Source organism: Pseudomonas sp. P867, assembly GCF_019891455.1.
In the GTDB taxonomy this organism is placed as follows: domain Bacteria; phylum Pseudomonadota; class Gammaproteobacteria; order Pseudomonadales; family Pseudomonadaceae; genus Aquipseudomonas; species Aquipseudomonas synxantha_A.
In genome coordinates, this window is record NZ_JAFLXB010000011.1 from 161,037 (window position 1) to 179,460 (window position 18,424).

Annotated in this window: 13 protein-coding genes and 1 pseudogene; 6 read left to right on the forward strand and 8 right to left on the reverse strand. The window is 53.1% G+C overall.

What is annotated here, in order from left to right:
• Positions 1–1,220: 1,220 nt before the first annotated feature.
• The gene (locus tag J1G33_RS20250) at positions 1,221–2,348 is read right to left on the reverse strand and encodes a site-specific integrase (RefSeq protein ID WP_223018607.1); all 1,128 of its coding nucleotides are present in this window, start codon (positions 2,346–2,348) and stop codon (positions 1,221–1,223) included.
• Between the two features lie 78 nt (positions 2,349–2,426).
• On the opposite strand from J1G33_RS20250, the gene J1G33_RS20255 reads away from it, so the two are divergent.
• From J1G33_RS20255 to J1G33_RS20275, 5 genes and pseudogenes are all read left to right on the forward strand, one after another.
• Positions 2,427–3,299, forward strand: a complete 873-nt coding sequence (locus tag J1G33_RS20255) for a DNA-binding protein (protein ID WP_223018608.1) — start codon at positions 2,427–2,429, stop codon at positions 3,297–3,299.
• A 76-nt stretch (positions 3,300–3,375) separates the two neighbouring features.
• Positions 3,376–5,637 (forward strand): P-loop NTPase fold protein, encoded by a 2,262-nt coding sequence (locus tag J1G33_RS20260; protein ID WP_223018609.1) that lies wholly within the window; start codon positions 3,376–3,378, stop codon positions 5,635–5,637.
• A 112-nt stretch (positions 5,638–5,749) separates the two neighbouring features.
• Positions 5,750–6,715 carry a hypothetical protein gene (locus tag J1G33_RS20265; RefSeq protein ID WP_223018610.1) on the forward strand — a complete coding sequence of 322 codons (966 nt, stop codon included), beginning with the start codon at positions 5,750–5,752 and terminating at the stop codon, positions 6,713–6,715.
• Between the two features lie 71 nt (positions 6,716–6,786).
• Complete coding sequence (locus J1G33_RS20270) at positions 6,787–11,907, forward strand: hypothetical protein (protein WP_223018611.1); 5,121 nt, start codon at positions 6,787–6,789, stop codon at positions 11,905–11,907.
• 50 nt (positions 11,908–11,957) lie between these two features.
• Positions 11,958–12,422: pseudogene (locus J1G33_RS20275) on the forward strand (hypothetical protein); the annotation flags it as partial.
• On the opposite strand, the gene J1G33_RS20280 reads toward J1G33_RS20275, so the two are convergent.
• From J1G33_RS20280 to J1G33_RS20295, 4 genes are all read right to left on the reverse strand, one after another.
• On the reverse strand, positions 12,407–12,892 hold the full coding sequence (locus J1G33_RS20280) for an enolase C-terminal domain-like protein (protein WP_262416885.1): 486 nt from the start codon (positions 12,890–12,892) through the stop codon (positions 12,407–12,409). The pseudogene J1G33_RS20275 and the gene J1G33_RS20280 sit on opposite strands and share 16 nt — an antisense overlap.
• Before the next feature lie 339 nt (positions 12,893–13,231).
• Positions 13,232–14,047: a restriction endonuclease gene (locus tag J1G33_RS20285; protein WP_223018612.1), complete on the reverse strand. Its 816-nt coding sequence runs from the start codon at positions 14,045–14,047 to the stop codon at positions 13,232–13,234.
• 193 nt (positions 14,048–14,240) lie between these two features.
• Positions 14,241–15,536: an ImmA/IrrE family metallo-endopeptidase gene (locus J1G33_RS20290; protein WP_223018613.1), complete on the reverse strand. Its 1,296-nt coding sequence runs from the start codon at positions 15,534–15,536 to the stop codon at positions 14,241–14,243.
• A gap of 364 nt (positions 15,537–15,900) precedes the next feature.
• Positions 15,901–16,119, reverse strand: a complete 219-nt coding sequence (locus tag J1G33_RS20295) for a hypothetical protein (protein ID WP_223018614.1) — start codon at positions 16,117–16,119, stop codon at positions 15,901–15,903.
• A 625-nt stretch (positions 16,120–16,744) separates the two neighbouring features.
• Between J1G33_RS20295 and J1G33_RS20300 the strand changes: the two genes are divergently transcribed.
• Positions 16,745–17,419 carry a hypothetical protein gene (locus J1G33_RS20300; protein WP_223018615.1) on the forward strand — a complete coding sequence of 225 codons (675 nt, stop codon included), beginning with the start codon at positions 16,745–16,747 and terminating at the stop codon, positions 17,417–17,419.
• 13 nt (positions 17,420–17,432) lie between these two features.
• On the opposite strand, the gene J1G33_RS28085 is transcribed toward J1G33_RS20300, so the two are convergent.
• The 3 genes from J1G33_RS28085 to J1G33_RS28095 all read right to left on the reverse strand — a co-directional run bounded on the left by J1G33_RS28085 (position 17,433) and on the right by J1G33_RS28095 (position 18,341).
• The gene (locus J1G33_RS28085; protein ID WP_347709539.1) at positions 17,433–17,579 is read right to left on the reverse strand and encodes a hypothetical protein; all 147 of its coding nucleotides are present in this window, start codon (positions 17,577–17,579) and stop codon (positions 17,433–17,435) included.
• Positions 17,580–17,689: 110 nt separating this feature from the next.
• Entirely contained in the window at positions 17,690–18,031 is a 342-nt protein-coding gene (locus tag J1G33_RS28090; RefSeq protein WP_347709540.1) for a DNA cytosine methyltransferase, read from the reverse strand.
• Positions 18,032–18,119: 88 nt separating this feature from the next.
• Positions 18,120–18,341: a DNA cytosine methyltransferase gene (locus J1G33_RS28095; protein ID WP_347709541.1), complete on the reverse strand. Its 222-nt coding sequence runs from the start codon at positions 18,339–18,341 to the stop codon at positions 18,120–18,122.
• Positions 18,342–18,424: the final 83 nt, after the last annotated feature.

An 18,424-nucleotide genomic window follows, 5' to 3' on the forward strand; every position in this document is an offset into this window, starting at 1 on the left:
AACTGATTGGCAGGTGTCCATTTCATTTTATTCAGCTTCGAACTAACTGTACTTGTTGTGGGGCGACTGTTGAATACAACTGGCATAGTAAACTATTGAGTCATCCATTTCGATGCGCTCACTGCGGTGAACCGCTAGGTATCCGACATGGAAACGTTGTTTTCTTCGATCTGCATTCGCTAGCGCGTTCTAATCGCATTGCGTGGGCGAGCGGAGATAAAACTGCCGTGCGGCCATTAAGCATCGGTGCGAATGAGGAGTGCCCTGGCTATGTCGTCTGTGGCTCCAGCGGAGGGGATTTCAATCAATGGCGTGCTATGGCGACCTTACCTTTGTATGGGCGCGATTGGAGTGATAGGAATTGGAGCGTCTGCGCTGGCTACGTTCAGGTTAGGGGCGCGCGAGTTAGGTCACTCCGCAATCAATGCGCGGTTGATGCCGTGAGCTCGCACTGTGAAATCGCCACCACCATGGTTCAATGCCTCAAATCAATTTTACGCAACCTGCGTAAGCGCTGGCATTTAGGGAGGTCTGTGAGTGTTCTGGGCGGCATCCAATGGCACCGTGAACAGGCCTATCGCATGCTATTACGACACTGGTATGGAATCTACAGTCAGTCGTACGGGCGGGTGGGCAGAAGGGAAAGGGAACACTTGATCTCAGTAATCAATCGATGGCTTCGCGACTGCGTTAATAGAGCTGATGCGTATGCAGTACCATTAAGTGTCACGGCATGGTTTTGCACGCACCAATTCTGCGACTGGGTTGTGGAATCTATAGAGACGATCGCACGTATGATTGATCGCCCATCATCTATACCGGATGCCTGCGTGCTGGAGCAAATACAGCATCCACGAAAATCACTGTGGCTTGTTGCGCTTATAGAACCACAATCATACATTTCTTATAGAGTACTTCATTACCAGCATTATTCTTCTTGTCTATCATCTGAAGAGGTCTGGTTTGGCTCATCTGATCAAGATTAGGTGTTTTAGCAATCGTGCTAATATAAAGTTATATGTTCAGCATTTTGCACGGTCAGCAATGTTGATCATTGTGTACGGTACCCTTAGGGCTATGATGTCTTGAGGTGAGTTATCTGAATTCAAATGGCTGAGGCTGTTAATATTTCCCTTTGCGGAGCCTAATATCGGCCCTTGATATTATTTAATGAGTACATGCCCCGCTTACGTTTGTGTGCTGATATCGTGGTCGCCACTTCAACATTCTTGAGGATTGGCTAATTCGCTCTCTTTTGAAGCTTTGGATGGAGGTATTAGTGAGGAGGCGCGGCTGTTCAGTAGAGCGCCTGCTTGAAAGTAGCCCATTACCGTACTCACACTACGGTGTTCAGTCATCGCCATCACTTCACCCAGCGGCACTCCCTGACGGCCGGCCTCGGTCACGAACCCTGAGCGCAAACTGTGCGCTGCCCAATCCCCTTCCAAGCCCGCCAGCTTTGCACGACGCTTAACAATCCGCGCTACCTGGTCGGCCGATAAGCCGCTTGGCCCGACCTTGTCACCTTTGTACATCCGCCGAAACAACGGACCTGACGCCGCGGGCGCAGCCTCTAGCCAAGCTGTTAGCGCTTCGGCCGCAGGTCCGCGGAGTGGTTTTTCTCGCCGAATCCCGCCGGTATCGGTTTTGGTTGTCCCCAGCGTATACAGCCAGGTGTCGGTATCCAGCTGGCGTACATCGCTAATTTTTAAATTCACCACTTCGGAACGCCGTCGGCCACCGCCGCTCCAGGCTAGCAGGAGGAGGGCGCGGTCACGCTGACCGCGAAGACCGTCGGTGCAGGTGGCCAGCAGCGCTTGTAGAGGCTCGAGCACGATGGCGGTCTTCTTGCGCACCGATAGCCCCTGACGTGACTGTGCCTTGCGTGCCTCACGTAGCAAGCTCTTAAGCGCTGGAGCTTCGGTGGGGCTATCCCAACTATTCAGTCGATGCCATTTACCGAGCACCGCCAGACGATGGCTGACGGTGTTGTAGGCCAGCGCGCCGGGCTTGGCTTTGACCTTTGCAGTGATGAGTGCAGCGTCGATGGACGCCGGCAATAGATGCGCCCATTCGCCGTTGGCTGTCGGGCGCGCAAGGTGATCAACCACAAATTGGACCGCCACGGCGACAGGCAAGGGCGCATCGCCAAGCACGTGTCCGTAGCGCAGTTGCAACCACGCCGACCAATAGGTGAGAGCGCTTCGGTAGCTGCGCACGGTATTGGCTGCGGTGCCGGCGGCAATAAAGGCAGCTGCCGCCTCCTGGGCGTTTAGTGCCAGAAAGTTCGGGTTCAGCGGCGTTTCGTCGACCAGCGATAACTGATCTGTAATATTTAATACGCTCAACGTATTATTAATCCATATTTTAAAAAATAAGGTCGGATAACATTCTATTATCAGACCTAATATAGCCCGAGGTGAACCATGGCAGTAGGGGTACCGGAAAACGACGTTTTTGCCGCCGCGGACGCAGTGTTGGCCCGCGGTGAGCGGCCGACGGTCGAACGTGTACGCCTGGAACTGGGTCGAGGTAGCCCGGCGCGAGTCGGCGGGCTACTGGATATCTGGTGGGCGCGTTTGGCCGAACGTCTGAATGGCGAAACGCGACTGCCGACATTGCCCGGTGAAGTGTCACAAGCCTTTGTTGCCGTGTGGCAACAGGCGATCCATTTGGCACAGGGCGTGGCTGAGCAGTCGTTGTCCGAACAACGTCAGGTTTTGGCCGCCGAACGCGAACGAGTCGCCTCCGTCGAGGACCAGGCTCGTCAGGACGCCGCGCTCGTCCGGCAACATGCGATGGCCGCCCAGGCAGCACAGCAAGTCAGCGAGATTCGTTTGACGGACCTGGAGCTGCTTCTGGAACAGCGTTCGACGCAGATTCAAGACCTGCAACAGCAGCGCGACAGCCTGCTGCGGGACTGCGGTGACGCGCGGCAGCACAGCCAGACCTTGCAGCAGGAGCTGCTGGAGTTGCGACTCAAGGTCGAGCAGGAACGCGTCGCGCAGGAGAACTACCTGCGCGGGGTCGAGGATCGTGCGCATCGTGAAGTCGATCGTGCCCGGGAAGAGAGCAAGCGCATGACCGCCCAAGTGAAGGAAGCAGGCAACCAACTGGAGCAGTTGCAGCAAAGGATTGAAGGTGCGCAGGCCGCGCTGGGTCAAGCCCTGCAGAACGCCGCAGCACAGCAGGCGCGTGGCGATACGCTGGAGCAGCAGTTAGTGCAACTGCGCTCATCACCGGTCAGCGAGCGCAAGACACGCGCGAGGAAACAGCCCGTGCCCAAGCCAGCGAAATAAGCACGCAAGGCTACATATTCAGCATACGGCGCTCTAGCTTAAACGGTTGGGAATGACACAACGCAAGGAATGTAAGATGGATGAATTGGGTTTCGCTAATGACCGACCGATCAAGGCTGCCGAGCAGGATCTGCTGGGGCGATCAGCTTTTGCTAAAAACCTCGCGGCGGCGATTGTCGGTTGGAAAAACCAAGAGAGCCTGGTGATTGCCCTGACGGGGCTTTGGGGCAGCGGCAAGAGTTCGATCAAGAATCTGGCCATTCAGGAGTTAATCGCCACGCCACAGCTTGAAGTCATCGAGTACAACCCTTGGGAGTGGACTGGCCAGGAGAAACTGAGCGCGTCGTTTTTCGATGAGGTCTCGCGCGCCATTCGGCGAAAGGACAAAAGCAAGGACGGCAAGAAACTGGCCAAGGTCCTGCGCCAGTATGGGCGCAGGATCAATGCCAGCGCGGAATTGGTTGACGGAATGACCCGCTACCTACCGCTATTTCTCGGTTCGGCACTGGTAACGTCCTACCTTGGCACTTGGACGACGAATCCCACCGTGCAAATACTGATGACCTCGCTCAGCGGTGTCTCCGCCCTGGCGGCACTTCCTGCTGTGCTAAAAAAGGCTGGCAAGTTCTTGGTCGACCGGGCTGAAAGCCTGGATAAGTCGGCCAAGGAGGCTGAGCTTACGTTGAGCGAAATCCGACGTGAAATCAGGGCGCTGCTGGCCAAGCGCGAGCATCCGCTGTTAATCGTGATGGATGACATAGATCGGCTTTCGTCGGAACAAATAAAGGCATTGTTCCAGCTGGTTAAGGGTAATATGGACTTCCCGAACGTGGTGTTTTTGCTGCTGTTTCAGCGGGACATCGTCGAGCAGGGCCTGGAACGTGCGGGCTTCAAGGGGGGCGAATATCTGGAAAAGATTATCCAGGTCCCCTTCAGTGTTCCCGCGATGTCCAATGAACGCTTGGAGTCAGTGTTGTTCAAAAGACTGGATGCAATTCTGGCCAGCGAACCACAACTGAGCGAGCACTTTGATAGCGATTACTGGCGCGGAATGTATCGCAAAGGCATGCGACCGTTTTTTCGCAGCTTGCGTGATGTCTACCGCTATACCTCGACCTTGGCTTTTCACTGCAGACTGATGCGTGGTGCGGATGTCGCGGAAGTCAACGCAGTAGACCTGTTCGCGCTCGAGTGTTTGCGAACTTTCGCCCCGGCTAGCTATGAAGCGCTGCCGCGTAACAAGGAAGTGCTCACCAGTGGCGGCTCACGCCGAGGTGACGATCAAGCCGCCAAGTCCCAAATAAGAGCGCTGATTGACGGTATCGTGGCATTGGCGCCGCAGGATCACCGGATTGCGGTCGATCAGATCATCCAGCAGCTGTTTCCAACGCTGGATTGGGTTTACAGGAACAGGGCATACGCTGGCGGTACACACGCACGCTGGTTGCGTGAGTCTCGCGTATGCCGCGCTGAAATATTCAATCGCTACTTCGAGTTGGCGCTGCCCCTCGACGACATACCGAATTCGCTGATTCATGCCCTGATGCTTCTGTTGCCTGACAATGCCGGGTTCTGTGACGAGTTGCGGCGGCACACTAAGGATCAGCAAAACGCCATTATAGATAGGCTCGAATCTCGTGTAGACGAGTTTCCCCTCGAGAATTCCGACGCCGTGATCGTAACTCTGCTGAATGCCGGGGAAGTCGTCGATGGCGAGGAGCTGTCAATGTTCTCCTTCCCTGGGGCCGTGCGGGTCTTCCGCCTGCTGTTGTTCTTTCTGCAGCGCCATGAGGAACTGCGGGTCCGAAGTGAATTGTTGCTGAGCGCGTTCGAACGGGCCAAAGGTTTTGTCGTTGTCGAGCGCCTGCTAATGTCAGAAGCGTCGGCGCGTAGCGATTCAGAGGCTACTGATCTGGATGAGGCCGGCTATGAAAACCTAAGACAAATGTTCGTGGTGAATTTGCTCGCCTATGCGTCGCAGGACCCGGACGCCTTTATCGCGCATTGGAACTTCGTTTCTTACATTTACCGATTGAATCGTTTTGCTGAAGGCGCTGGGCGCGAGTGGACCCAGAAACACGTAACGTCCGTCGCGCGATTCATTCAATTCGCCGAGGCGGTTGTGAGCAAAAGCACGGGGTACTCTGAGAACTCAGTGTCTGAACACTATTTTGTTCGAACCGGTAGCCTTGAAGATCTATTCGGTATCGAGGCATGTAAAGGGTGGATGGATAAGGTCGATCGAGCTTCGCTCAGCGGCAAACCACTACAGGCCATCGATTTGGTTGCAGAGGCGCTGGGAAGGCATGAGCGGGGAGAAAAATCCGATTACGATTAATCGGAGCAGTCGTTGGACCTGTGATTTAGCCCGAGAGCGTGGGGGAGGCGGCAGGGAGTTGAAGACTTCCGAATCGCGATGTTTGTATTTAGGTATGTGAATGGATCAGCGAATGACCAAGGAAATTGAGCGAAGCGTTGAAGGCATACACCAAGAGCTGAAAGGGAGTGAGCTGGATTTTTACAGGAAAGATGATGACAAGTCGCTGAAGTACCTCGTGCGCAGCATCAGCACTCGTTTGACCGAGTACCTGAACACTCAGGAGAGGCGCCAAGAGGACGAGGCCTTCGATGTCAGGTGGTCCTTGGGGGTCATCGGCTGTGCCGGCATCATCCTTGCGATCATGCGATCTGCAAGCAGTGACATTGAGTGGTTCAGTCAGCATACATTGGCGTTGCGGTTGTGGGCGGTGGCGTTGAGTATGATTTTCGTCGGTGTCTCGCTGGAGCGCTCGACCTTGGTCAGGTCGTTGTGGCGATTCTCGGTCACCAAATTTCTGCTTTCGCTGATCTTATCAGGGACCATCTTTTATGCTCGGGGAAAGGCGGCAGGCTTCGTCAATGGGGTCTTTCACGTCGATGCGACGGCATTCCCAATTACCTTGGTCATGACCACCGGACTGGTGTTGTTCAAGCTTTTGGTACCTTTTGCCTTGGTGGTGGCCGGGATGGCCGCCGCTGCGCATTTTTTGTCCGTGCTGGCCTGGCTTAAAGACAAACATGTCGGTAGCAATCCTTTTTCGGCAGTACCGCTGTACTCATTGTTGTTCATCGGGGTTTCCGGGGTGATCCTGTTCTTTGGGCTGAGTTGGTCTGGAGGGCAATTGAACGACAGCCGATTACCGGAGAAGGTGTATCTGATGGCGCATGCGCTGGATTTTAATCATTCGCATGAGTGCGCAAACGTCGACCCGGCGCGCCCGGTGGTGTTTCTGGGCAGTACGCAGGAATCTGTGCTTGTAGCGCCTTATGGCCTGGAGGATTTTGACTTTGGGACCTTCTTTGAGGCATCAGTGAGCGTGCCCACCGACTTCACCCGAGAAAAATGCGATTACGAACCACCGGTGGTAAGTCATTGAACGGGTGGAAATGAAAAACCGAGAGTGTAGGCTGGCCACCGAAACCACCAGTTGCACTAGGAAAATGCGACATGAATGATGATCTAAAAGCTCAAAGCAACCCCTTTTCAACTGGTGGTGGTGGGGTTAACTTCGAAACTCGTGTGCAAGCTGCATTTGCAGTGGTGTTGCTGGCAGGCTCGCCTTTGCCTTGCCTACCGCCCAGTGCAAAAGCGCAGCAAATCAAGTTCCAGAACAAATACGAAGGAGTCCAGACCGATGACTTTGTCGTCGTCGCCGGAGACGCGCACAGCCGTGTGAGCAGGCTTTACGCGCAGGTTAAGCACGAAATTACGATCAGTGACGCTGAAGATTCAATGTTTGCGCAAGTGGTAAAGGGGGCTTGGGCGGATTTCACCAGTGATACCTTCGATCCGCAATACGATGCGATTGCGTTGATCACAGGGCCACTCCCCAAACTCGATGTAAACCATACATTGCCCGTACTTGAGTGGGCTCGGTACTCCTCTAACGCGGATGAATTCATCCGTAAATCTCAGGCCAAAGGCTTCACCAGCAAGGCCAAGCTCGAACGGTTACGCATCTTCAAAAGCCAATTGCAATCAGCCAACGGCGGTCAGGAACTCAGTGATCATCAGCTGTGGAGCTTTCTAAAGATCTTTTACTTGCTCTCCTATGACGTTGACGCCAAAGCGTCTGTGGTGGCGAGCTTGCTGGGGGCGTTGATCCAGTGTCATTCGAGCCAGTCTCCCCATCTGGTCCTGGCGAAAGTCATCACGACGGTGCAGGAATTTAACCAGAACGGGGGTACGCTTACCCTTGATAATGCACAGCCAGAGCTAGCGGCGTTATTCGTCAGACCTGTTGCACTTGAACTTGATATCGACATTGAAAGGTTGCGCGATCGAGGCGAACGTATCGTTTCCGGAATATCAAACTCGATCAACGGGACGCATATTCATCGGGATGAGCAGTTGGCTGCTATCGCCGGTGCTTATCATCCAGGTGGCTTCCTTTTCGTGACAGGGGGGAGGGGCGCCGGCAAATCAGGTGTCGTCAAAGATTTCGTGTCCGACAGACTTCAAGACACGGCCGTATTTTATCTTCGCGCAGAAGATCTCGATAAGTCCCACCTAAATGACGTTTTCACTGCGTTCGGTATGCGTTCAACCCTGAGTCAGATTTCCGGGCAGTTAGCGTTGTTGAGTAGCAAGGTTTTGGTGATCGAGTCGGTGGAGAAAATCCTCGAACTCCATCATCAATCCGCATTTATTGATTTACTCAACTTCATCAAGGGGCAACAGGGCTGGACCATTATTGCCACCGGCCGCGATTATGCGTATCAGCAACTGACTTTCAACTATCTGCAGCCAAGCGGCATTGCTTTCAGCAGTATCAACATTGAAGGCTTTTCGAAAGATCAGATAGGCCAGCTCAGTGAACAAACCCCAGAGCTAAACGCCCTGATTTCAAATGAATTGCTCTTCGACATTCTGAAAATTCCGTTTTTCATCGACTTGGCGGTGAGAGCGATTGGTAACGGCGCGCATTTTAATCTGCAAGATACAGAAGCAGAGTTTCGGACCATTGTCTGGGACTCGGTGATTGCGAAAAACACAGAACGCAAGGCAGGCATGCCAGGCAGACGCAAAGCCACGTTCATTGCCGTGGCTAAGCTGCGCGCCAAACGGATGGTCTTCGGGGTGAGGGACGTTGATTTCGATGCAGAAGTTATTGCCAAGCTGGAAGAAGACCATCTGATTTACCGAGACCCGCGTACTTCGCTGATCAGCCCCAGCCACGACGTTTTGGAGGACTGGGCGCTGGAGGAGTTCATTGAGGGCGAATACATTGACAGCGGAGGGCAACCAGCAAATTTTCTGGCCGCCATCGGCAATGAACCCGCAATCAACCGCGGGTTTAGGCTGTGGCTGCACCACAAATTGAAGTCTCGCGGAGGGCTGAACGGCTTTCTCGAAACGATACTCACAGATAAGGGCATCGAAAATTATTGGAAAGATGAGGCGATTGCGGCCGCCCTGCAATGTCCGAACCCCCAAGACTTTTTAGTCTCACTCAAGCCTCTGCTACTACAAAACAAAGAAGACATGCTGATCCGCTTCTTCTTCATATTACGGATCACCTGTCACTGCCCCGCTGAAGGAGACAATGTCCCGCTTGGCATCGATGAAAAGACTGGACTGGCCAAAGCATTGCTCTTAAGGCCCTATGGGGATGGGTGGAATGCCTTGGTTGATTTTACCTACGCCGCCAGGCAACAGCTGGCCGAGCCGACGTGTATCCAGGCCGCTGAAGTGCTGAGCACTTGGTGCGAACAAATAAATATCTGGGAAGAGCTTCCCGAAGGCTCCCAATGCGTCGGGCTGCTAGCGCTGTTTCTGCTTGAACGCATCAAGGATGACTATCGGCGTGACTCACTCAGGAAGAAAATTCTTAAAGTTTTATTGAAAGTCTCGGCAGCGGTCGAGCAAGACTTTATTGCCATGGTCGAGCGCGACGTATTCCGGTCCAAGAAGCGCTCAGAGCGACCGAGCTACGTGGACGAGCTGATTCAGTTGGCGCTGCTGGGGGATGCTACGCCGATGCTATGCATGCGTAGCCCAGATCTCATCATCCGCTTGGCACTGCATGAATGGATGAGGGAAGAGCCTGAGTGTGACCCCGCATGGCCCATGTCGCGTCATCGACTGGATGTCGAGGAGTCCTATGGCCTAGATGTCGAGCGGGGTTTCTCACCTGCCAGCGGTGGCAAGGGCCCATTCAAATATCTGTTGATGCATCACCCTAGAAAGGGCTTGGATTTCATCATCAACTTGTCCAACGTCACTGCACAAAAGCATGCTGAGTCAGAGTTTGGGCCCCGATCTGAACTGAAACCGGACTTCGGCTTTACCCAAGAGATGGAGGTCGAGCAAGTTGAACTGCAACTGGCTGATGGGCATCGCGTGCTTCAGTATGCTTCCCCGCATCTCTGGAAAGGCTACAGGGGGCATTCCACGTTACCGGGCGTACTGCAATGCGCGATGATGGCTTTGGAGAACTGGCTATTTGCGTGGGTTAACGCCTGCACGGAAGAGCGTGAAATTGTTTGGCTGTATGACTACCTACTACGGTCGAGCAATTCGGTAATGCCGACTTCCGTTCTAGCCTCTGTTGCGGTTGCCTGTTCTAGTAAGGTGGGGGCCTCGGCGCTACCCCTCTTAAGAAATTTCCGGCTTTATAGCCTGGATTTGCAGCGTAAGGTCCAGGAGATGGGCGGCGCCGAGATGAATTGGTTTGGAACCATGATGCATCGCGACGTGATGGCGAAATTTTACGCGGAGGAGCGCAGAGAGGCTGCTCTTCGGCCATGGCGCGCAGAGACGCTGGAAGAGTTACTGGTCAAGTTTCAATTCCATGAGAGCTTACGGGGCGAGGCTGTGCTGATAGTCGACGCTTTCATCGCCGAGGCGGAAGTTAGCAAGGACACTAATTTACGGTTCATGATCCACCGTGTGGATACTCGCACTTGGGAAGCGGTAGAAGACCGGAAGAACAATCGACTAATTCTACAATCAAGTGCTGCATTGCCTGAGGACCTTCTGCAGGTTCAACGTGAGTTCAATGACAAGCATTCGTACGATTCGGTGGTTCAGCGATTGTACGTATGGTCCAGAAAGGCGTTCGACGACCTCAGCCCCGACACCGCGCGTTATGCCACCTACCAGGATGCTGTAGCGGAGGCGCGAGGGCTCTTTACTGCGCTTGAGACAGGGAAGGTTCTAGGTTTTCAAAGTATGGCCGTCGGCGCTATCACGACCACGGCAGCTGTTTGCATTCGAGACGCTGGGGCCGAACTGTCAGCCGAAGACAAAGAATGGTGCTTTGAGATCATCCTCGACACAGTCTGCATGCATGCAGACAATCTAGAAGATCACTCTGCTGTTGATGCGACGGATCAGTATGGTGCGGCGGCGTGCGCATTCGTGCTGGCCAAAATATTCGAGTTTGATTTGCATGCTGAAGACGTGGAAGTTTTGGAATATGTAATCGTCACCGCATTGACTCATGCCAATTTGCATGTATGTGCGTCCGCCGCGAAAGGGGTAAGGACCTACCTTTGGCCAAGCAACTATGACTTTGCCTCCCGCTGTCTGGCTGGGGCAGTGGAGCATGCTCGCTTCAGGATGGAAACGGCGAAAACTAGCAGGCATAATCATTACGGCGGCGATGTTCCCGCTCAGTCGCGTGAGGATTGGAGCGAGACGATTGCTCGATTCAGGGATGAAATATTGGCAGGGCATTTCCCGTTGAGTGTCGAAGACTGCTCGCTCGAAAGCCATGCTCCGTGGCTAATTCATCTGCCCATGTTGCTCATTCCTTACAACAATCAGGAAGAAGACCACATTCGGCTACTTAAGAAAATCGTCGGTTTTGTTTACGAGGATCAATACCGGGAGTCGCGGCAAGGTAGCCAGGAAAAAATACACTACGAGATAAAGAAACAAATTCAGGACTGCTTGGCAGAGCATGTGGTGCATTCAAAACATAGAAATTTCGAGCCGGTGCGCGAGGTTTTGCGTGCCGGGTGCTCGAAAGCTCCCACCTTTACTTACCTGGTCAAATTAGCCTTTGATATTGCCATGGAGAAGAAGAGCGATTTCGATGCGATTTGGACGTTGTGGAGGGTACTTGCACCTGGGATACACGCCATTGCGGCGACAGAGGTCAATGATCCCTACGCTGGCCACCAGCATGATTTGAATACTTTGCTTCGGGGCATGCTTTATTCCGACAGCCATTGGCAACGCCACCCCAGCGAGACTGCGTGCCTTCAGGTTGGCGCCTGCGATCTTTTAGACTTTGTACGGACCTCGGGGCATAACAGTCACGTTTTCGAGGCGCTCAGTTCATTGATGTACAACTTCCATGAACTGTTTTTTGAGGATGGTATTTTCATCTTGGCGGAGAAGTTTTCAGCCGATAATGCGATTATTTCCCGACAGCTAAATACGGCTTTCTATCTCGAAATGTCCATGGCTCGTTACTTACAGATTGAGAACAGAGCAGCGTTGACGCGCAGCATGTACAACGCTTTTCTAGGACTGCTTACCGGCTTGGTAGAAACCGGTTCCGCGAGGGCTTACTACTTGCGGGAAAATCTGATCAGGACACGAAGAATTTCTTTTTAGAAAATGGTCATCCAACGCTCCTCCCGCAGTGATCAGAGACCCAGCGGGAGATGTCGTTGCCGGAAGAGCGCGAAGTGATGCGCGCCCGCCAGGAAGAAGCCAAGCGCCGCGCCGCCGAAATCGCGAGTAACGCTGCGCGGCGGGCCGCGAAAAGGGCATAAGGTTTGTTCGAGCGTATGCCCACCACAGGCCGCAGCGACTACCTAGACCGCAAACAGATCGTCGGTATTAAGGTGCGTTACGCGCCACGAACTGGTGCGTTACTGGTCCCAATGAAGAATGCCTGTGACCAGATTATGGGCCTGCAGGTGATCTTCCCGAACAAGCAGGAAGACACCGGCCGCGACAAATCCTACTGGCCCTACGGCGGTGGCACCGGAGAGTGGGCCGACATCGATGATGTGCGCGTCATGAAGTGGCTCGCGCAGCAGTACAACCTGCGTGTGAAGTCCTCGCATGTGATTGAGGCCGTTAGCGTGGTAGTGCACGACCACACCTTTCACCCGGTGCGCGAGTAATGCGCTACATTTTGTAGGATCCTACTCACATTAGTCTGTAAGCGTCCGGGGAAGTCATCTACCCGATCCCTGCGATGTCGGGCTTTGGTCAGGCCTCCGACGCGGCCAATCTTCAACCCGATCAGTTGGGCGATGTTCTGGCGCTGGGCTTGTACCAGGTCGCCAAGGGTCACAATGGACTCATCCAGAATGATAGGGTTGCGAGTCAGCTCCCGCACCGCTCGGCACTGCTCCAAGGATTCGTAGGGCTGTTCAAAGCACACTGTGGGGGCGTCCGCGCTGTTCATCACGGCGATGGCCTCTGCAACCGTCCAGGCACGATTGACATCGAAGGTGATGACCTCTCCGGGAAGGCGTTGGTCGAGCAGGCGTCGGATCTGAGCCACATCCTCCTCTACCCCGATGCCGACCTTGCAGGAGTGGGTGCGATAACCTTCACTGCGAGCGAGGGCAAGATGGGTCGCCATCTGCTCTGTATCGTCGGTGGGGATGCTGCTTTGCAGGGCTATCGACGCCTGGAGCCGGCCACCCAGCAATGCATATACCCGCAGCTGGCAGTGCCTGCCGAGGATGTCCCAGCATGCAGGTCGATTGCGGCTTTCACGTAGGGGTGGCCCGGTAGCATCACGGGTTGCGACATTTGAAGCTAGCCTAGCCCGATTTTATGCGTCGCGCATGTAGCATGCACCGAACTGATCAGGTCGTTCGGCAGGTCCTCCAGCGTAAGGTATCCAGATAGTAAATTTTCCGCTGTCACCTAGCAGAATTAGGCAATTGACGTCAGGGGGTGAGTATCTAAAACACGTTTACCACTCTTTTCTCAAGTAACTTTTCCAAGGTGTAGGGTCGATTTCGGTTGTAAGTTTTAACACATCGCAAAATCTATCGAAATCAAATAGTTCATAGCTTTCAACAGCTCCCACCTTTATCGCTTGTCGCGCAGCTTCAATAGCGGGCTGCGAGAATTTTTTTGAAGTTGAAACGTATATGCAGTTTTTACCATTTTGAAGGATAGTTGCCCCTAGAAACTCTCTAATGCCAGCGACTCCTTCAATATGATCAAGGCTTTTCCGACGTTTGACCTGTACTACTGTAGGACTGTCGGCGTTAACAAGGATTAGGTCGATCCCGCCGTCATGTGATCTTCCAACATGTTCTACGTCGCATGAGTAATGTTCTCGAAATACTGACTGGACGAGCTTCTCCATGTTGCGGTCATGGATATGTATTACATCGTCGAAACTAACTGCGAGATGCTTTCTAAGAGCTTCGATAGGCACTTGTTTGGACGAAAGGTCATAGCTTTTTAATATGGCGCTTTCCATGGCGAATGACCTTGCATCAATGCCGATAGTAGTTAGTTTATCGCATCTGATACGCCACCACCCGCAGTTACTACATTGTTTTACGTTTTCTTGGATGTCAAATTTTCCGCCATCAAGCCAATCAGGGTAGGTTAGCTGGTGATCCGTATGAACAACTTGGGTATGGATCTTGCAAAATGGACAAACGCCGTCTTTTTTTCTATCGAAGAATAAATCTTCGTTCTCATCAGGTGCTCTTCCTCTGTCCTGATGACCTCTTTGAGGAATTGTCTCGCTGTAATCTAGTATCTTCTTCATGTCATTTAACTCAGCTGTTGAATGGTTCCGCGTTTTCAAATGTTATTTGGGAATTATTAATACCTGCAGCGACGTCGCGGTTCAACCCGACAATTATCTTCATTCATCACACAAGCGATAGAGGTGACGCCGGAACCGTAAGCTCAAGCACCCCCGACCATGCGATATAAACTTCCCGTCAGATGTAGATCAATCAATCTTGCCAACCAACCTCGACCAGCAGCTCCAACGCCTTCATGCGCAAACGGATCGCGGTCTTCGAAACGTTAAAATAATCGCTCAGGGAATTGCATACAGCATGAAACTGGATGACGTTGTCCCTCTGACTATCCAGATAAAGATGGCCGTGACCACGGTTTCGGATGCCAAGATGCTGTAGTAACAACCCAAACGCAGCCTGAAAATCCTCTTTAGGCATCAAGAGACATGACGCGAACGTATTTGCTTGCCACTCCAACCGCTCAACTTCCCCTCTAGGGATGGCGATAAGCTGGCTCTGGTCGATGTCCTGGGCTCGGATGGCTTCTCGTGTCATGTAGCGCTTATGGCCCAAAAAGTGATGCCCCAACTCATGGGCGAGTGTGAACCGGGCCAAGTGGGATTGGCTATCTGCCCCGAAGATTTTGATCTCAAGCGGGTTGAACGTGATACTACCGAGGGCTGTGCCCGAGTCCTCAATGAAGCTCACAGAAAGTCCACTGACATCAGCTTCCCTGGACACTAGCTTAGTAAGATCGACCTCTCCCCGGATGTATAAAATGGATTTCAAAGCCTGCTGCGCCAAGCTATCTATTCTGTTCCGTGAAATGAATGCGACCCTGGGTGTTGCGATAATCATGGGCTGACGAATCAGACTCAGATCGCTTTCTTCAAAAGCGTTCTCAAGGTCGAGGCCTTTCCAGATGCCTTCCCAACCATCCGTAAAGCCAGCAGGAGTTACAGCATAGGCGCTATAAACGGTAGGTCGAAAATCCGTCTGGGTTAGGGCATATTCGATCTCTGCGCGCTTCCGGGCTCTAGCGCTACGCGCCCCGGCTAGCAGCGCGCGAGGAAGCTCCCATCGAAACTCAGATTGATCGAAGTAACGCAAGACACCAAAGCCTCGATTTCGAGCAATGTTGAACGTGCCGGACTGAAAAGCACTCGCGGAAGCAAAAATACCCTTAGCGTTGAAGCCGGCCACTTGGTTGATCTTTGATCCGAACTCTTCGATGTCCCCCACAGGTACTTTTCCGCTGTAATTCTTGCATTCGATGAGCACAAGCAATGATGGGATCTCGAAGCCAGGCAGAAACACTTCGACAGAAATGTCAAAAACGATGAAATCCTCCCGGTCGCGCGAGTAGTAACCCTTCTTCCTAAAAATATTGCAGCACTCAGGTCGGAAGAAATAGAAGCGACCTTCATTGATCTCACGAGACAGAAATTCAAAGACCAGCTCCTCGAAACGGTCGCCCTTGGCATAGGTACTAAGCGCTTCAATTTCCATACGTGGGGCGGGCTCCTGGTTGCGGGGTCTGAACGTCAGTCGTAGGCGAATGGACGGTGCTTTAAAGCGGGCGCCACATTGTTACTCTCGGAAGGGAACAGTGGCTGATTTGTTCGCGTAGCGCATTATCGGGCGTTCTCGACTGCCCGTTAATCAAGTAGAAGCAGGAGGGCGCACCAAAATAAGGCTGAGTCGACAACGAACCAGTTGGCTTATAGCATCAAGCAAACCGGCTACCAAAGCGCCATCTAGCGGAACCTCTGCCAAGGAACGTCGAACGTGATCACCAAAAGGGTGATAGATCACAGGTTGATTCAGCAGTATCATTTCGGTACCTGCAAGGGGCAGCGGGCGGTAGATGAGGCTATAGCTGGCGTAGGCGCATAATCGCATCGGTGATGGCTCGTGCATTGTTGTCCAGCGTTTCCATGGCACCCATTGCGTTAGCGGCGACACTTTCCACTCCATTCTCTGAGATCCATTTAGTCACTTCTTCAAGGGCCGCTGCTAGGGCGTGCTGGTTGTGCAGGAGCAATGTGAGAGTGTCTGCTGTGGCTATGTTGGCTTCAGAGTTATCTGGCATGAGGGGCATCCTTGAGTAACCGGTGTGGGAAGACTAGCTGAATACGCCGCTGGCTGGAGTTACTTCTTGTCGCCCATCAAACCTGGTTGTCTATCGTCATCACTCGAATGGTCAACGCGGTAAATCTACCTGATACGGAGGATGCCCCTGAGTAGAGCTCGTCCTGTCGTTATAGCGGCTGACTTTGAAGGGGGAGGGGTTAAAGGTTTTGTGGGAGGAGTACGGATGTACTCCTTTCGGAAATTGCCAGACTTGAGTGCGGTACTGAGCTGGTGACACGCCGTCTGTGCTGCGGCGTAGTGCACATCGCACGCGTATACTTAAAAGCGACCTCAACACGTTGAGCGCTTTGGTTGCTGCGCTGGAGAGATCATCTGCCCGCTCATCCGCTGCGGTCAGCAGGGCTTGCAGGGCGTCTGCACGGCGTTAAGGTTGAAGTCTGGCAGCGGCTTTCCGGCAATCGGATCAAACATAGCGCTGCGATACCTAAACGGGCACTTTTTTCGATCACTGCGCTTGATGACGATGTATCGGTTTTCGCGGTGAAACGGTATAGGTATGTTTTCAGTAGGCATGGGAACACCTCGAGACTATAGATTGCTACAAAATTAAAGGCGGGATTAGCATGCATAGGGATCGCATCGTATTAATTGGCTGCGTGATGCTGTTTTGTTCAGGTATTGTTTGGGGCGGCCTTACAGTTAATATCAAATTTCTTAAAGTTGAAAGCTTGCACGACTTGTTCGAGATATTTGGCGCGATTGCAACAGTCGCTGCAGTTTATATCGCCGCCACTTGGAAGAAGCAGTTAGTCTCAACTAGAGATTATGAGCTTGCTCGAAAAACAGCAGTATCCATCGTGAGATATAAAGAAAGCGTTATCGGAGCTTGGGAAGCTGCCAGCGATTGCCTAGTGCAAGAAAAAAGCGGGAAAACTATCGACTCTAGAACGAGAGAGATATTAACAGCTATTTATAACTCCCAACTTGAGCTGGATCAGCAACGTCGTTCCGAGATACAGGAGCTAGTAGTTGAATGTCGTGCAATATGGCGAAATGGGATCGATAAAAATCTAGCCAGAGCTTTTGCTTTTGAACAGTTGTGTTCTAACTGCACAAAAACCTATCTTGTAATGATTAGGCCGGACAATCCAGTAAATTCCATTGTTGCGCGGTATTCACTCATAAAATTCAGAGAAGGATTATCCGAAAAAAACATCAACAATCGTGATGATGCAGAGTCGTATGTCGATAGTCTATTTTCCCCTGTAGATAACAAACTTGATGAAAAAATGAGGTAACTCAAGCCGCTCTTTACATGATCTCGATGATACGCTGGCCAGCAAGGGGGGGGACCGCGTTGCCGGTCATGTGCATTGTCAGCCGGTGGTTGCCCGGTCGCAGTTTGTCCCTCGGGAACGACTGCGCGGCCATGGCCTCGTTGGCGGTGATCATACGCATCCGGTCTCCGTCGACCACGGCCCATGGCCCATGGCCCAGGGTCGTGATAGTGCCGATCGGGGGGGGCCAAGCTGCGGCCGGTGAGGCCTGACTCGGAACCGTATAGGGCATCACGAACCTGTCACCGAAAACCGTTCCCGGCTATTCTTTACGCGGGTCAGCGTCGATTCGGTGCGACCTAGCTTGATAATTGGCGACGACTTGCCGGCGTTGAAGTCGATAATCTCGCTGGCCGGCACATGCTGGAGCTGCAAGTGGAGCGGAGCCTTGCTGCGAGAGCAGACCATGAAAAGGCGCACCCGATGTTGAGGCACACCGAGGTCGGCGCAGTACACGAGATGCGGGGCAAGCGAATAGCCCAGGCGCTGCATCGCATCGGCCCAGTCCGGGTACAAAATCCAGTCCATGAACTCCGGCACGTTCTCGATGATGGCAAAGCCGGGCCGGTTCATCAGCGTTTGCCACCGGCGCCCGGGCTGTCGAGCGCGAGTTGTCGTGCTGTGGGTTGCCTGATGCCTGGCCGCGCGCCTTGGTGTGGCACTACCAGCATGGAGAGGCCAGCATCACGTCATGCTTTGGTAATTGCGACCAGTCAGCCTGATGCAGGTCCTGGCAGACATGCTGGGTCTCTGGGTTGTTCTTGGTTTGCCACTCGACGGCGGCAGGCCAATGGCTAGCGGCCAAAAGGACGTTGAGGCCGGCGTCTTTTCCGCCACGTGCCCATCCGCCAAAACCAGAAAACAAATCAATTACTGTGAGCATAGGGAGTCCTTGCCGGGCCATGCCCGGGTAGCTAGAAGCGAGGGGGGGTGGCGAAAGGAGAGCATATTGCTATGATCAGCGCT

Excerpts from the sequence above, each read along its gene's own strand:
- J1G33_RS20265 (WP_223018610.1), top strand. The coding sequence starts at position 5,750 with ATGACCAAGGAAATTGAGCGAAGCGTTGAAGGCATACACCAAGAGCTG.
- J1G33_RS28090 (WP_347709540.1), bottom strand. The coding sequence starts at position 18,031 with ATGAACCGGCCCGGCTTTGCCATCATCGAGAACGTGCCGGAGTTCATG.
- J1G33_RS20280 (WP_262416885.1), bottom strand. The coding sequence starts at position 12,892 with ATGGCGACCCATCTTGCCCTCGCTCGCAGTGAAGGTTATCGCACCCAC.
- J1G33_RS28085 (WP_347709539.1), bottom strand. The coding sequence starts at position 17,579 with ATGCGTATGATCACCGCCAACGAGGCCATGGCCGCGCAGTCGTTCCCG.
- J1G33_RS20295 (WP_223018614.1), bottom strand. The coding sequence starts at position 16,119 with ATGCCAGATAACTCTGAAGCCAACATAGCCACAGCAGACACTCTCACA.
- J1G33_RS20290 (WP_223018613.1), bottom strand. The coding sequence starts at position 15,536 with ATGGAAATTGAAGCGCTTAGTACCTATGCCAAGGGCGACCGTTTCGAG.
- J1G33_RS20285 (WP_223018612.1), bottom strand. The coding sequence starts at position 14,047 with ATGAAGAAGATACTAGATTACAGCGAGACAATTCCTCAAAGAGGTCAT.
- J1G33_RS20260 (WP_223018609.1), top strand. The coding sequence starts at position 3,376 with ATGGATGAATTGGGTTTCGCTAATGACCGACCGATCAAGGCTGCCGAG.
- J1G33_RS20300 (WP_223018615.1), top strand. The coding sequence starts at position 16,745 with ATGCATAGGGATCGCATCGTATTAATTGGCTGCGTGATGCTGTTTTGT.
- J1G33_RS20255 (WP_223018608.1), top strand. The coding sequence starts at position 2,427 with ATGGCAGTAGGGGTACCGGAAAACGACGTTTTTGCCGCCGCGGACGCA.
- J1G33_RS20270 (WP_223018611.1), top strand. The coding sequence starts at position 6,787 with ATGAATGATGATCTAAAAGCTCAAAGCAACCCCTTTTCAACTGGTGGT.
- J1G33_RS28095 (WP_347709541.1), bottom strand. The coding sequence starts at position 18,341 with ATGCTCACAGTAATTGATTTGTTTTCTGGTTTTGGCGGATGGGCACGT.